This window comes from Caldisphaera sp., assembly GCF_049974385.1.
Classification (GTDB): domain Archaea; phylum Thermoproteota; class Thermoprotei_A; order Sulfolobales; family Acidilobaceae; genus Caldisphaera.
Window position 1 is genome coordinate 7002 of record NZ_JBMFIW010000004.1, and the last position, 15657, is coordinate 22658.

The window sequence follows — 15657 nt, forward strand, 5'->3', positions numbered from 1 at the left end:
GTTGAGATGACACAGAGTTAATGGTACCTAGTACTCTATCAACTTCTGTAGTAAACGTTGAATTAAGGTTAGATGACAGGTTAGATGACACAGAGTTAATTTTGTTATTTAGTAATGTAACATTTGATAATATATAGGACTGTAGTTGAGATGACACAGAGTTAATATATTTTGTTAAACTGCTTTCAACGCTATTTATTAACAGACTTTGTGATAACAAATGATAATTGTTATAAACCTTTGTACTAATATTGTAGGACAACCCGTTATTTATAACAATAGTGATTACATATGTCCCATCAGGCATAGAAGTAGAATTGAAAGGAACAACTAACTCTATTAAACCGTTTATTACTTTATAAGAGTAATTAACTGATATGCCATCAATTAAAACTTGTATAGGAACAAAGTTGTTATTAGTTAAATTAACAACAACATAACTTATAGGTTGCGTTATATTAATTGGATATATAGAAACGATTTTTGGTAATGTAACATTAGACAGATGAGTCACATTATACTCGTTTATTCCACTTAAAATGATTTTGCTGTTTTCTTGTGAAAACGCATACAATAGATCTTCAAATACAGAATTAACAATATTTGCCTTACTATTTATTAATAATAGACCCACTATTCCTGGGCCTATGTTATCATTTAGCAAGCTTATGTTTGAACTGTTAGCAATTAATGCGTTGATATGGGAATTAATTATCTTTACAGTAGAGTTAACTATTGTTAAATTATTTATTATACTGTTCTCTATTATTAAAGATGCATTTTTCACTATTAAATTATAAGAGTAAATCCCTTGTATACTATTACCAATAGATGTTCCCATAGGTAATGAAGTATAATTACTTTGATTAATAACTAAAGAACCTATGAAAGTATATGGTTCTAGATATAAGTTATAAGGAGTTGATATTTCATCATTACCGTTAGCGGCTTCCCCTGAAACTGTAATTGACCATGGACCAGACATTTCCATAGAGCTTAATCCTGCAAATATACCAGGACTACTTAATGAAGGTAATTGTAGTTCTCCATACCATTCGTTTAATGATGAATTATATTGCAAGGGTATTCCAATAGTAAAGCTAAAAGGTAACAATTGAGAATAGTATTGATCAGGTATTAAAGTTGCAGTAAATGTACCGTATTTAACAGCTGTTCCATTTTGATATGTTATGTTAGCAAATACTTTTATATACTGTCCTTCGTATGCAGTAGAAACTGATTTTATATTTGTGCTTAAAGTCGATGGAGAAACGTAGAATGATTGATTCGCATATCCAAATAACGGGCTAATTGCTGTTGACTCATTTGAGACAAAAACGACGTTATAAAACCCTGGGGTCAAATTAGATGGTATTGTATACGAACCAACTTGGAAACCTGAAGATGTAGGCTGTAGGGGAACTTCAGCTACCAAATAATTAGATAAATTATAAATATTAGCGTAAACGTTACTCGTATACATACCTAAGCCAAGAGGATCCATTACTAAAGCGGCTAGTGTTATTGTTTCTCCTGGTGAAGCACTTGGCAATCCATCAATTACTGGAGTTATAACATAACTATAAAGAATAGCTTCTCCAAAATATTCATATGTATAGACGTTACCTTCTGATGAATTTACCATTAATATATAAGATCCTTGTGGATCTGGATATGGTAAAAACATTTCGCCGTAATATAGACCGTTACCTTCTGAAATTAACGGGGAACTGTAATAAACAACACCATTTTTAATTAAATAAGCATTTAGAGACAAGTTTACATCTGGGTTACCATTAGGTAAAGTAGCATATACTTCTACATAAAATGGGTAATTAGCAAATAATGGAGGTCCAAATGGATATGGTATTGGGGTTGGCGGAGAAATTATTGCTAAACCAACGCCTACATCAACATCTGTTGCTCCAAACCCAGTTAAGTTATTACTAGATGTTCCATTAACTACGATTGTCCAAAGATTCGAAGGCATTCCTTGCATTATAGAGACATTTCCAACCCAGTATTCCCCATTAAATGTTAGCGGTACTTTCTCTATTAATCCACCTAATGTATAAATATACGCATTGAAGTCTCCTGTTTTAACAATGGAACCATTTTGATATGTTATATCTGATATTATTTCAAAAGATGTGTTATACATATACCATGGATATTGCGCACCATTTTGATATGTTGTTACTGAGACCTCTAAGTGGTTCTTATTAATAATTGTTTTTATTGCATTGGCTAATAAACCAGCATTTGGACTACCTAATCCTGTCACTAAATTATATCCTCCATTAGAAGAATAATAGCCGTTATATCCAAAGTTTATTTGATGGAATGACATATTATATAATGTTTTATTTTCATATATATCATATAATAATGGGTTTAGTAATCCCAAACTTGTGTTTAGATATCCATCAATATCCGCAGCTATTCCTGCCCACAATGGTGAGGCTAGACTTGTTCCCCCGCTTACTACTAACTCTCCGTCTACGACTTCAACAAAGCCTGTGTATGGATTTGCATCGGCAGCGACGTCAGGAACAGCCCTATAGGTTCCTTTTACAACTCCTATTTGATACCATGGCTTTGGTATCAATGTTGAATATCCTCCTGTAGAAGCTACTTCGCTGGTTCCATAAAGTGGAGAAACTGACCAAGCATTTTCATACCCATAAGTACCTGTTGAGTTCATATCTGATAGAAAGCCTGAAGTTACATTAACAAATAACGATGTTCCTCCAACAGCAGTTACAAAAGGAGATGTTGAAGGGAATATAACCCCTCCATAAAGTTCAGGTGTACCTCCATAAGCTCCTTCATCTCCGCTAGACGCAAAGAATGATATTCCCTCAGCACTACCTAGTGCAAAATAGTAATCTGCATATGAATAACCCAAATTCATTTGTGCTTGTGCATAATAAGGATCTGATGTATAGAAACCAGTTAAGGCTATTGTATTTTCTGATGCACCCCAACTCATTGATACTACGTTTGCTAAATCCAAACTTACTACATAATCTATTGCCTCAAATAACGCATTAGCAGGATTTGATGCTACAATCAAATAAATATGGGCATATGGGGCCATTGTTTGCGCTGCTTCTACATCTAATGCTGTTTCAATATCCCAACCAGTTCCAATTCCTAAACTCGGATGATAGGGACCTATAGGCACTATAGTTAAGTTTACGCTGGGAAGACCAAACATTATATCGTATTGAGACAAATCTTGGTAAATTAGTGGATCCCCGTATGCATCTATTATAGCAATCGATGTTCTATTGCTGTATTTCATTATATTTGTAACATTATATGCGCCTTCAAAATCTCCAGGAGTATAATAAGTGATTGCCCCTGCCATTTGATATTTCCTAAAATTAAAATTACTTAACAGCTTATAACTAGAACTATTTAATGGGACAAAATATTTGTTTATTATCTTTCCAGAAACTATGTAAGGAGGCTTAAATTGAGTAAAGTTATTTAATCCAAATATTAAAGTGTTAGATAATATAGATGGTATTTTAGGGTTGCTATTAGGTGCATAATATATTATACCGTTATAGCTTCTATAAAGACCAAAATCTGTGCCAAATAATTTCTCGACCAAATATGCGGGACCTTCAACCATAATTGAAAGTCTATCAGGGCTTTGATAAGTTATCATGAATCCTTGTGATTTTAGAAAGTCTATTACTTCATTAAATTCTTGAGAAGAAGGAGCAAACATTTTCATTATTTCACTCCTATTTAATGGCTTCATTTGTTTATTTGCTACTTCTTGTGACAGAAATAGAAGATAAGAATAGTTTTTTGGTGGGAAAAATATCGAAAAGCTAATCATAGTGTTTTTCGATAATTCATTTATATAAGTGCCATTTAATGAAGGTCCATAATAGTATGCGCCATTATTGTTTTCTTTATTTGATAGCGCAAATGATAATGGGCTGAAGACAGCAAGAATAAATACAAATATAAACACAAATGAAAAATATTTAATAAGTTTCTTAAAATTTCTACCCACAATAGTTCACCTGACAATTTTGTTAATAATTATGAGATTTAATAAATCTTTCTAATTAACAAGAAATATTAAATAACATTGAAATCCTTGAGTTTCAATAAGTCAAGTTCACTTAAACATAATCATTTTTAAAGTTAAAAACAAAAATTATAAAGTGGTGAACTGTTTGACAATAAAATTCATAGAGAGGCTAGAGAAGTGTGGAAAACTATTGCAAGTAGCCCTTGATTTCACTGATATAAATTCAGCTATTTCTATAGCATCCAGTGTTGATAGAAGAGAAAACCTAATTCTAGAGGCAGGAACACCTCTTATAAAATCTTATGGAATCAATTCTGTTAAATTATTGCGCTCCTTAAAAGGAAATCATTTAGTTTTTGCTGACCTAAAAATCATGGATGTTGGAGCTTTAGAGGCAAATCTAGCATTTAATAATGGGGCTGATGCTGTTTCTGTATCAGCAGCAACTAATATAGAAACAATAAAAGAAACTGTTGATGAAGCAAACAAATGGGGAGGTATTGTTTATGGAGACCTTATTGGAGTTGATGATATTCTGAAAGGTGTGGAAAAGTTAAAGAATTCTAAGGTTCATGTTGCATTACTTCACATAGGAATTGATGTTCAGGTAAAAATGGGTGTAACTGCAGGAAATTACGCCCAATTAATAAAGAAAATAAAAGATAATTTTGGAGGAATAGTTGCTGTAGCTGGAGGTATTAAGCCTGAAGAAGTGCCATTGGTATCATCGGCTGGGGCAGATATTATAATAATTGGAGGAGGAATAACCAAGGCTAAAGATCCTTACGAAGCAACTAATATAGCAATTAAAAACTTAAATTCTAAATGCTAAATAATTTTAAACTTTGCTATAAAGTTTTTAGTGGAGATTAAAGTGAAAAAGGGGATATTAATAGGTTTTGGAAACGTGGGAAAAGCTTTAGCTAGAGAAATAATTTCTATTGACAAGATAAAAATTGTAGCTGTATTAACATCTAAGGGAGTTTATAAATTAAAAACTAACTGGAAATCAGATTTAAAAAATTTAATTAATGAGTATCCAAAAGGAGAAAAAGAGAATAAAGATTTATTAAGTATAATCAATGAGTTAATGCCTGATATAGCTTTTATAACAATACCCCCCTCATATTATAATGGAGAACCTAATTTATCACTATATAATACATTACTCGATAATAATGTTAACATAATTACTGCTGATAAAACCGGTCTTGCATTACAATTTAATTATTTGATGGCAAAAGCTAAAACCAAAAACCTATTTTTCGGATATAGAGCAACAGTCATGGCCGGTACCCCTGCTATTGATGTTGCGAAAGGACTCAAAGGAAGAAACGTAAAGGAAATTAAGGCAGTATTAAATGCTACAACAAACTATATCTTAAGTTTAATTGAGAATGGATATTCAATACAAAGTGCCATAGAAAAAGTCAAAGAGCTAGGCTTAGTTGAACCTGATCCGAAAATCGATATAGATGGTTATGATGCAGCAGCAAAATTGACTATAATATTAAACACTTTAGGCATTTCATCTACAATAAAAGAAGTCAATAGAGAATCTTTATTAAACGTAGATGAAGAAAGAGTTAGAAGGGCATTAAACGAAGGGAAAAGAGTAAAATATATAGCATATTTTGACGGAAACAACAAGAGGATAAGTTTAGAAGAAATAGAAATGGATTCTCAACTTGCTAAAGTATCCAGAAATTATAACTGCGTCGTATTTAATGTTGATAACGATACAATTACTTTAACTGGTCCTGCAGGACCAGCGATTTCAACAGCTAAAGTCATGATAACAGACTTGTTGGAATATTTAGAAAAATAATCGATCTTTAACTGAACACGATTTAAACTATTTTATTCAATTTTAAATTTTTTAAATCTCTTTAATTTATAACTGGAACTTATTATGATGAAAAATTAATAAGGTAAAAAATCAACATAATTTTAGGTGGAAAATTGGAAACATATAAAATATTGGGTTTAATAGGACTTTTGTTAGTATTATTGGTAACCGTTATGCTTTCTATTTTTATACTAACTGGATTTTACTATTCATATGGCTTTATGGGAGGTATGATGGGATACTACAGACATTATTATGTTTATGGATATTCTTTTATGCTATTTCCATTAGCTATTGGTGGTATATCTGTAATACTTGCCGCTATTGGTATTTCTATAAACGACAAAGTTGCTTCAGGAATTCTACTAATATTATCTGCATTCATATCTATACCTATTGCTTTTGGAGGTTTTGGAATAGGTTTTATTCTATTACTTTTAGCTGGAATACTTGCATTAATAAAATAAACCATCCCCTTGCTTACAAAAATATATCAATTTGATAGGTAGAATTCATAAAAATGATATCAAGGACTAGCATCCTATCTTTATCTTTATAATTCCTAATAGTAAAAAAATATATACTCTGATGAATACATTAATTAAAAGGTAGGTGTTTATGCCCACTAGTAAAATTATGAGCTTAAATGAAGCGGTTGATCTTATAAATAACGGTGATTTAATTACAATCAGTGGAATGACATTCTTTAGAAATCCAATGAGTTTCATTGCGGCTCTAATTAATTCAAATAAAAAGGATTTGTCTTTTGTTGATAGAGAGCCAGGGTTTGGATTAGATGTTTTAACTGCAGCTAATAAGCTTAAAATGATTAGAGCAGCTATGGCAACATTTGAACACTTTGGCCTTTCTCCAAGCGTAAGAAAGGCAGCCGAAAGAAAGCAAGTCGATTATTTAGAAGATACTTGTGGGGCAGTTATTGCTGGATTAAGGGCAGGAGCTCAAGGAGTTCCATTTATGCCTGTTAGAGGAATAATAGGTTCAGATTTAGTTAAAATACATGAAAAAAGAAATACGTGGAAAATCATAAAGGATCCATTTACTAATGAAGATATTGTTATAATTAAATCTATTGAACCAGATGTAGCTATAATTCATGTACACATGAGCGATGAATATGGAAATTCAGTTATATTAGGTCCAAAATATGAAGATGAATTAAAAATAAGGGCTGCTAAAAAAGTGATAATAACAGCGGAAAAAATTGTAGATAAAGAAGAGCTTAAGAAAAGAAACACAGAACAGCTATCTTCGACCTTACTTCATGTAACTGCAGTTGTTAATTCTAAGAATGGTGCATGGCCAACAGCAATGTATCCTATATATGAAGCTGATTATAAAGCTATAGGCGATTATTATAACTATGCTAAGGAAGGTAAAGCTATGGAATGGATTAACAACAATTTAATGAAAAGGTGGTATTGATGTCAGCAAGGCCTACAGATATTATGATAAAATGTTTGGGGAGCTTTATAGAAGATAAGGATTATGTATATCATGGTTTAGATAGCTTATTGCCTCAATTAGCTATGGTATACGCTTCTTTATATCTTAAAAAAGATTTTATTTATCATAGTGTTGCGGAACCATTTTTAACAGACCCAAACCAAGTAATGGTAAGACCTTCGACAGGAGATCCTTATTCTGAGCAAGGAAATATAGCAACAGTTACAACAATAGATGCATTTGATATCGCAGCAAAAGGTAAAATGGATCTTATGTATTTTGGAACAGCCCAAATAGATGAAGAAGCAAACATAAATTTAACAGCAATTGGTAACTATGATAATCCTAAGGTTAAACTTCCAGGAGGTGCTGCAACTGCTTATTTATATCCTATAGTTAAGAAAATAATAATATGGGCCAGGCATGATCCTAGGGTATTAGTTAAGAAAGTTGACTTTGCTACAGGAAATGGAACAACAAGGATAAACAATAATTTAAAAACAATTTTGTGTACAAACAAAGCTTTAATCGAATTTACAAAAAAGGGACCTATATTAAAAGCTGTGTTACAGGGCTTCAATATTGATCAAGTTGTATCAAATACAGGCGGTATGAAAATAATTGTTCCAGAAAAAGTAGATACAATTAATGCGTTAAATGAAGAAGAACTCAAAATTATTAACAAAGCTGACCCCAACGGATTACGGTATGAAGAAAACTATGGGTAGGGAACTATTAATGGAAGATGTTTTTTGTAAAATAGCAAGGGGTGAAGAGAAATCTTATACAGTTTATTCCGATGATAAAGTAATGGTAATTATGGATATTTTTCCTATGTCAAGGGGGCAGACTCTAGTTATACCGAAAAAACATTTTGTTTATTTCTATGAAATGCCAGATGACTTGATTTATAGTTTCTATAAAACTGTTAATATGATTGGAAAAGCAATGATGAAAGCATTTAATCCTAAAGCAATAGCCCTAATAGCAAGAGGTTTAAGAGTTCCTCATTATCATCTTATATTAATCCCTGTCAGAGAAGGAGATATAAATGACAAATATTTTTCAGTTATGGACGCCTATCAAGGATTTCCAAAAGTAAGTCTAGATGTCCTTCAAAATAGAATTGAAGATTTTAAATCATTTGCTTTAAAAGGTAGGTTGCAAGTAAACGAAGAAGATTTAATTAATGATATGAACAAAATCAAAGAATCTTTAAGCAATTTATAACATTTTCAACTAGTAAAAATTTTTTAATTTCATACAAGATTCTATTGATGACAAAAATAAAATTAGGCTGTTTATGTTTTATTTTCTTATAAAGCATCTTATATAAAAATTAAATATTAATTAATAGAAAAATTCATAAATAAATAGATGTGGCGGACCCGGGGGGATTTGAACCCCCGACATTCGGCTTAGGGGGCCGACGCTCTATCCTGGCTGAGCCACGGGTCCAAATAGGACCTCTAGGCCCTGGCATCCTTTCGGTATTATGCCAAAAATCTAGTTTGCTAATAAAATTTTAAAGCTTTACTAACCTTTAATGTATTGATTTACAATTTCCTTAGCCCTTTCCAATGCTTTTTTTGTATTACCCTCTTTAACATATTTTTCATAAATTTCATCTTTTTCTACTTCAAAATATAAATTATATCTTATTTTGGAATCACTAATATTTTCTTTTAAATACTTTTTCAATTCTTTCATAGAATCATATAGCGTTTTTATCTCTATGTCATTCGTTAAACATTTCTCTATTTTTTCTAGGCTTCTTCTAGCTGCTATACCAGTATAACCTAAGCTGGTAACAGCGACTTCCAAATAATCGTAGATTTTTTTCCTAAAGGGGACAATAACATTACCTTTTGAAGCTTCTGTAGCATTATTAATTAGCTTCCTCTTTTGCTTAGCTAACTCGTAGATTTCATTATTTATTTCATAGTTGTTTGTAGCTATTACTATCAAATCATTCTCATCAATCAATTTCTCTATATCTTTTGAATTTTTTATCTCAAGATTTATTAATTTGACTTTGCTATTATTTTTTATGTCATTTATTTCTTCACTAAAATAAGAAGCCACAATGGTAACATTTGCTCCATCATCTAAAAAAGTCTTGGCTCTTCTATATCCTACTTTTCCTCCTCCTATTACTAATACATTTAAACCTGAAAAATCAACGTATAAAGGTATGTGTGCCATATAAATTCCACCTTTTTTCTATTTCATTATAATCCAAAAAGCATAAAGGATCGTCTCCCCAGAAATCTTTATTAACAATTTTCGCTCTACCTCTACTGCCCCCTCCACATATCTTTTTAAATAAACAAGAAGAACATCTTTCTCCTCTTAAGTTTTCCGATAAATTAACAAATTTTTCAAGAGTTTTATTGTTTAGGCTAAGGATTTCTTTTAAGCTTTGTTTTTTCAGATCACCTATTATATAATCCTCAATAAATTGACATGGTCTAACAGTTCCATCAGGGTATATACTGATTGTTTTCCTTCCACAATCACCTTGAGCTTCTATCATTCTTAGATATTTGAGAAAATCCTCTTTATTATTTGCAATCATGTCTGCAATATATATTCCAATAAAGTTTCCTCTAACTAGTTGGATTTCTAATTTTGTTTTATATTCCTTTGCTTTTTCAATAAGTTCCTTTGCCAATCGAATTAATTGATCATTTGTAGGTAAATCTGAAACTATATTAACTGCACGACCTATCGTATCTAACAAATATAATGATACTCTTTTAGCATTGATTTTTGCTGCGAAATCTATCATCCTTGGTATTTCTGAAATATTATATTTTGTTATGGTAGTTCTTATTCCCACATCTATACCATATTTAATTGAGTTTTCAATACCTTTCATTGTTAACGAAAATGCACCTTCATAACCTCTAAATTTATCATGATATTCTGGATATATGCTGTCAAGTGATATGCCAATATAATCATAGCCGAGTTCTTTTAATTTCTTTGCATTTTCTTCAGTTATCAATGTTCCGTTACTGCTTAAACCAAGCTTAGGTCTTTTCCTATGAGACAATATTTCTGATAATTCCCAGAACTCTTTCCTATATAATGGTTCTCCTCCTGTAAAAATTACTAATGGAATTTCAATTTTTAATATTTCATTCGCTATCTCAATTAATTTTTCTCTACCTAATTCTTCTCTTGTACTTTTTGACGATGCATCTATATAACAATGCACACAATTTAAGTTACACTTATAAGTTATATTCCAGAAAACAACTGGTCTTAGCTCATTAGAAAAACTAGAAGGCTTTTCTTTATTATAATGCCCTTTAATTTTTGAAGATACTGTACCTTCGCCAGTTACCATAACACTTATAGGAATCATCTAACTACACCTGGTTTTAAGTCAGCTAAACTGTATATAATCATGAGGTCTCTCGGATTACATTTTTCCTTTAAAGTGTTAGCCATATCTTCTATTTTCTTTTTTTCTGTAGCATGAACCATAGCATAGCTTACATGTTTCCATTTTCCTTCTGGTATTGATTGTCTTAAGACAACATGTGTTGAAAAACTCATTGATGCTGCACATTCACATATTAATTCTTCATTACCATTAGGTTCCATAACTACCATACCATTTTCCTTAAATCCGAGTTTTTCTCCATCCAAAGCAGCCCCAGGGTCAGCTAAAACACCCTTTTCTAATAACTTCTTTATTATATATTCAAGCTCTTCTTCCTTTAAATCATATTTCTTTAAAACAAAATCATAAGGCTTTTCATTTATAGGAATACTTCTTATAGATAATGGAAAATCCTTATCAATGCCTAAATCTTTCAATAGTGGAGGATGTTCAGGTAATAATGCGTATTTCCCAGCCTTAGAGACTCCGTTTATAATATCATACTTAACACTTAATTTATAGGTTCTTTTAGAAAGTAAAACAACATAAGATTTTGAATTAGACTCTTTGGTCATTCTTTCCGCTAAATTAATCAATTCTTCGTTGCTAGCTCTCTTAGCAACTATCCAAACATTATAAATCGGGTGACTTCTTAAATAACTATGAGTAACGAGTGGATCCTTCATAGCTATTTCAGCTAATTTTTTGTAATTTTCGCCCGATTCAAAAGCTATTAAAGCTGCCTCATTACCTTGAGCCCTAAAATTATAGTAGAAGCCAATTCTCTTTATTATACCATCTTTTTTTAAATTGTTTATTCTTTCTAATAAATCTTGTAACCCTATTCCTACTTTATTGGCTATATCATCATATGGTCTAGCATGCAATGGGAAATCATATTGCAATTCCATTAAGATCTCTTTATCAATTTGATCCATAACATTACCCTCAAGTATCATAACTTAAACCATAATTTTTTAATATTTGTTCATAATCTCCTGGGTTGTATAAACATGATGGGTCTTCATCTAATGGATCTCCAGTATAAGCAAATGATCTTGCTCTGCTACCCCCACACATATTTTTGAATTCACATAACCCGCATTTTCCTTTTATTTGAGAAGATCTCAATTTCTTGAAAAGCTCTGAATTTCTATAGATATCTATTATGCTTCTGGTTTTTATATTTCCAGCCGGATATGGTAGAAAGCCGCTTGGATATACATAACCATCATGAGACACAAATACTATGCCCCTACCATCTCTAGTGCCATGAGTTTCTGCCTTACTTTCATTCTTTGGTTTTCCTAACTTCTCTCTTAATCTGCTAACAAGATCGTAATAGAGTTTTCCATGTTTTATTATTTTTTCATGATCTATACCTTTTCTTTCTAGAGATTTATAAAGCCAGGTAACCCTTCTAAATATTGGTCCTTCTGAAGTCCTTATTGTTATATTATACTTACTGGCTTCATATAAAAAAGATGAGACATCTTCCCATTCATTCTTAGTCAAATCTTCATCAAATTTACCTCTTCCAACAGGTATTAGATAAAAAACTTCCCATACTCTTACATTCAACCTATTTATTAACAAATCAACCATATCTGGAAGTCCTTCTACTGTTGATTTCATAACGGATGTATTTATTTGCACTTTTATTCCTTTTTCGTTCATTTTTCTAACAACTTCAATAGATCTGTCCCATGTTCCAGGAATACCCCTTATTTTATCATGTATTTCTTTATAAGGGGAATCAATGCTTATAGAAACAGAAGATACTCCATATTTTGAAATCTTCTCTATTGTATTATCATTTAATAGAGGGGTAACGCTTGGAGATAAAGCAGTAACAATTCCTTTCTCTTTCGCATATTCTATTAGTTCCCATATATCATTTCTCATTAAAGGATCTCCACCCGATAAAACCAATATAGGAGAAGGTCTTCCAAATTCAGATATTTGATCAATTAGTTTTATACTTTCTTCGTGGCTTAATTCATTTGGTAGGGGTTTTGTTATGGCTTCAGCTCTACAGTGTTTACATGCAAGTCCACATGCTTTGGTGGTCTCCCAAAATATTAGTATAGGTTTTTCATCCATAGGCCACTCTCTATGACTCATAGCTTATCCCATAGCTGTAAATACTTTCTAAATAAATATTAAGTAGTATATGTTTATATAGACTTGTATAATTATTACTTAGATTTTTGTCTCATCTTTATTATTTCATCCGATATTAAACTTAATATTTTTCTTTTACTGCCTTTTTTTAATATAATTACCCTTCTAGTTTGCTCATACCATAATTTAGGATATTTCTTTTCTTCAATTATTGGATTTAATCCCAACTTTTTAGTTACTGTTATAATTTCTTCGATGCTCGGTTTTGTTACAGCTTTATTTTTTGGAATTTTTCTACCATTATTTCTAGATAAGCTTGAATCTAAATAAGCAGGCCAAATTACAAATTTATCTTCCTTTGGCATAAAACATAACCTACTCTGCCTGCTGCATTAATTGTTTTTTCCTTATAATTGACAACTTTACTTCCTTTCTAAGCCAAAGTTCCATTAATGGACATGTTGACGGTTCATAATATCCACCCAATCCGCATTCATCAATATGAGGACATGTTGTACATGGTATGTCCAAAATTGAGGATAGGCTGATGTTTAATAGCTTTGATTCAATTGGTTTTTCTGTTATAAATAACCTGTAAGTTCTCCTTCCATTAACAATTACTTGTTCCCTTTTAATTAAACCTTTCTTAGCTAATCTTAAAACAAGTCTAGACCCTTCCCTGCTATCTAATCCCATCATTTTCCAAAGTTCGCTTTGCAACACACCATCTTTATGGTTCTTTATTGTTTCCAATGCTGCTTTTTCTACTTCATCTGAATTACGCGGCAATCTATCATGCACCTCAGTCATATTAGCCTGGTTTTAGATACACTACTCACTAAATATAGGATGACTAAAAGATTTATATCTTTAGTATTTCGTGTATTAATAATATATTAATTAATCTTTTAAAGCTCTTTTTTATTAATATAACATAAAAATATAATTAAAAACATTTTATTAACAAATTAAGTATTTTGCTTATAATTAAAAACATTTTATTATCCCCTAGCTTAATTTTTAGTATATGATTAACTATAGGGTGAGTATTGATGGAAAATCCAATAAAAGAGGCAAAAAAGATTTTAGATGAAACGATCGAATTAGCAAAGAGAATATATGGAAAAAGATGGATGAGAGAATTAAACTCCATAGAGGATAGATTTGGAGGAGATCCATATGATGTTTTAGATTTTCTTAAAAAAGAGGCTGAAGCTAAAGGAATTAAAATTGAAGAAAAACAAAATGAGAATAATGCAAAATGATTTTTCTTTTATAATGAAAATTAACTTATATTTTAAAGATTTCAGTATATTAGTATAGGTTTGTCATTAAATTATATATTCAATTAAAATGGGCTTTATTAAAAGGGCTTAAAAAATATAATTCTAGTATACCTTTCTTTGTATACATTTGAACTCATAAAAATTTCATTATAGATTTTTCGTTTGTTTCAATTGTGTTAAAGCATAAAATACACCAGTATTACTCTTACTAAAAGGGATTTATAATAAGAAAGGGGAGGTATTATTGCCGGTTCCATCAAATAAAAAACTCGAATTACTTGGAAAGCCGAGAAATATAATATTTAACTATATCTTAGTAAATATAGAAAATAAAGGTTTAAAACTGAAGATAAATAGTAACGTTTATGATAGCAAGTTTAATCTTATAGGTAAAATAAGCGATATAATAGGAAATGTAAACAAACCATACGCTGTTGTAAAGCTTAGCAAAGATAAAATTAATATGAATGATGTGTTTTTTGTTGAAGTAAAAAGGTATTGGAACCGGTATCATAAGAGGTGAAACTTATGGAAAGATGTCCTAAATGTGGATCAAGAGATTTGGTAACAACACCAGAAGGTAAAGTTGTTTGCCAAAGATGTGGTATAGTGATAGATGAAAACTTATTGGTAGACAAACCAGAATGGAGGTCATATAATGAGAAAGGTATACAAAATACAAAAGGTGTTGAGAGGGCTTCTCAAGGAACAACTTATTTAAGACATGATAAAGGAGATGGCGTTATAACCTTTGTTCCGCCGAAAGTTAGAAATCATTTGAAATCATTAAATAATAGAAGGCTGAGCATGAAACATGCAACATCGAGACAAGAAATGCCTAGGATAGCATTATTTGTTTTAGCAAACAAAGTAAGTGATTATTTTAACTTATCCCTACATCCTAGAGAAACTTTAGGATATATACTACATAAATATGTTGAAAAAAATGGAAATTCAGTTGGTAAAGACAAAGAGGCTATAGTTGCTGCAGCTCTTGCTAAAGTTGTGGAGGTTTATAATTTAAATATATCTCAATCAGAAATAGAAGAATTTATGGGTATAGATAACAACAAAATATGGGAAGGGAAAAAGAGACTGAATGACCTTGGTATATTACAAGAATTTAGATATATAGAGGCACAAAAAGTTAATTATGCTGATAATAAGGACAGAATGTTAACAAGGGTAGTAACTTACATAAATAGAATTGTTTCAACATTAAATTTAGATCAACAAGTAATAGAAGAATCGATAAGATTTGTCAATAATTCTATAATGTCAGGAAAAACGCTTTATGGTAAAAAGCCTGAAGCTATAGCTGCTGCTGCAGTATATTTAATATCAAGGCTAAACGGTTATGATATTAGTCAAAAGGAGATAGCAAATTCCGTATCTATTAAGGAATCTACTGTTAGAAAGCTTTACAAGTTCCTTATAGGAAACATGGCAGTTGTGGTTTACCTTTAATTATTTTTACATTTTC

The 15657-nt window shown here is 31.1% G+C and carries 16 protein-coding genes and 1 tRNA gene; 9 read left to right on the forward strand and 8 right to left on the reverse strand.

Annotated elements, in window-relative coordinates:
• On the reverse strand, positions 1-4036 hold a 4036-nt coding region (locus ACP5GV_RS01730), incomplete at its 3' end, for a protease pro-enzyme activation domain-containing protein (RefSeq protein WP_428101949.1).
• Positions 4037-4202: 166 nt separating this feature from the next.
• Here ACP5GV_RS01730 and ACP5GV_RS01735 point away from each other — a divergent pair.
• The 6 genes from ACP5GV_RS01735 (at position 4203) to ACP5GV_RS01760 (ending at position 8600) form a co-directional block, all read left to right on the forward strand.
• Positions 4203-4889 carry an orotidine 5'-phosphate decarboxylase / HUMPS family protein gene (locus ACP5GV_RS01735; protein WP_428101951.1) on the forward strand — a complete coding sequence of 229 codons (687 nt, stop codon included), beginning with the start codon at positions 4203-4205 and terminating at the stop codon, positions 4887-4889.
• Between the two features lie 42 nt (positions 4890-4931).
• Complete coding sequence (locus ACP5GV_RS01740) at positions 4932-5885, forward strand: hypothetical protein (RefSeq protein ID WP_428068203.1); 954 nt, start codon at positions 4932-4934, stop codon at positions 5883-5885.
• A 134-nt stretch (positions 5886-6019) separates the two neighbouring features.
• Entirely contained in the window at positions 6020-6373 is a 354-nt protein-coding gene (locus ACP5GV_RS01745) for a hypothetical protein (protein WP_428101954.1), read from the forward strand.
• A 151-nt stretch (positions 6374-6524) separates the two neighbouring features.
• Positions 6525-7349: a CoA transferase subunit A gene (locus ACP5GV_RS01750; RefSeq protein ID WP_428068205.1), complete on the forward strand. Its 825-nt coding sequence runs from the start codon at positions 6525-6527 to the stop codon at positions 7347-7349.
• Positions 7349-8098, forward strand: a complete 750-nt coding sequence (locus tag ACP5GV_RS01755) for a CoA-transferase subunit beta (protein ID WP_292319879.1) — start codon at positions 7349-7351, stop codon at positions 8096-8098. The genes ACP5GV_RS01750 and ACP5GV_RS01755 overlap by 1 nt, the downstream gene beginning before the upstream one ends.
• Positions 8079-8600 carry an HIT family protein gene (locus tag ACP5GV_RS01760; RefSeq protein ID WP_428068208.1) on the forward strand — a complete coding sequence of 174 codons (522 nt, stop codon included), beginning with the start codon at positions 8079-8081 and terminating at the stop codon, positions 8598-8600. The genes ACP5GV_RS01755 and ACP5GV_RS01760 overlap by 20 nt, the downstream gene beginning before the upstream one ends.
• Before the next feature lie 150 nt (positions 8601-8750).
• Here the strand turns inward: ACP5GV_RS01760 and ACP5GV_RS01765 are convergent.
• From ACP5GV_RS01765 to ACP5GV_RS01795, 7 genes are all read right to left on the reverse strand, one after another.
• A tRNA-Arg gene (locus ACP5GV_RS01765) sits at positions 8751-8828 on the reverse strand.
• Positions 8829-8906: 78 nt separating this feature from the next.
• Positions 8907-9575: a precorrin-2 dehydrogenase/sirohydrochlorin ferrochelatase family protein gene (locus ACP5GV_RS01770; protein ID WP_428101956.1), complete on the reverse strand. Its 669-nt coding sequence runs from the start codon at positions 9573-9575 to the stop codon at positions 8907-8909.
• Positions 9550-10743: a radical SAM protein gene (locus ACP5GV_RS01775; RefSeq protein WP_428101959.1), complete on the reverse strand. Its 1194-nt coding sequence runs from the start codon at positions 10741-10743 to the stop codon at positions 9550-9552. Before ACP5GV_RS01775 ends, ACP5GV_RS01770 begins: the two co-directional genes overlap by 26 nt.
• The gene (locus ACP5GV_RS01780) at positions 10740-11702 is read right to left on the reverse strand and encodes an Lrp/AsnC family transcriptional regulator (RefSeq protein WP_428068214.1); all 963 of its coding nucleotides are present in this window, start codon (positions 11700-11702) and stop codon (positions 10740-10742) included. Before ACP5GV_RS01780 ends, ACP5GV_RS01775 begins: the two co-directional genes overlap by 4 nt.
• Before the next feature lie 10 nt (positions 11703-11712).
• Positions 11713-12888, reverse strand: a complete 1176-nt coding sequence (locus tag ACP5GV_RS01785) for a TIGR04053 family radical SAM/SPASM domain-containing protein (protein ID WP_428101962.1) — start codon at positions 12886-12888, stop codon at positions 11713-11715.
• 74 nt (positions 12889-12962) lie between these two features.
• Positions 12963-13253: a signal recognition particle protein Srp19 gene (locus tag ACP5GV_RS01790; protein ID WP_292320363.1), complete on the reverse strand. Its 291-nt coding sequence runs from the start codon at positions 13251-13253 to the stop codon at positions 12963-12965.
• A 10-nt stretch (positions 13254-13263) separates the two neighbouring features.
• Positions 13264-13677 carry a helix-turn-helix transcriptional regulator gene (locus tag ACP5GV_RS01795; RefSeq protein WP_428068219.1) on the reverse strand — a complete coding sequence of 138 codons (414 nt, stop codon included), beginning with the start codon at positions 13675-13677 and terminating at the stop codon, positions 13264-13266.
• 263 nt (positions 13678-13940) lie between these two features.
• Between ACP5GV_RS01795 and ACP5GV_RS01800 the strand changes: the two genes are divergently transcribed.
• The 3 genes from ACP5GV_RS01800 to ACP5GV_RS01810 all read left to right on the forward strand — a co-directional run bounded on the left by ACP5GV_RS01800 (position 13941) and on the right by ACP5GV_RS01810 (position 15641).
• Entirely contained in the window at positions 13941-14153 is a 213-nt protein-coding gene (locus ACP5GV_RS01800; RefSeq protein ID WP_428101964.1) for a hypothetical protein, read from the forward strand.
• 265 nt (positions 14154-14418) lie between these two features.
• Positions 14419-14697, forward strand: a complete 279-nt coding sequence (locus ACP5GV_RS01805) for an H/ACA ribonucleoprotein complex subunit GAR1 (RefSeq protein ID WP_292320357.1) — start codon at positions 14419-14421, stop codon at positions 14695-14697.
• A gap of 5 nt (positions 14698-14702) precedes the next feature.
• On the forward strand, positions 14703-15641 hold the full coding sequence (locus ACP5GV_RS01810) for a transcription initiation factor IIB (RefSeq protein ID WP_428101966.1): 939 nt from the start codon (positions 14703-14705) through the stop codon (positions 15639-15641).
• Positions 15642-15657 lie beyond the last annotated feature (16 nt).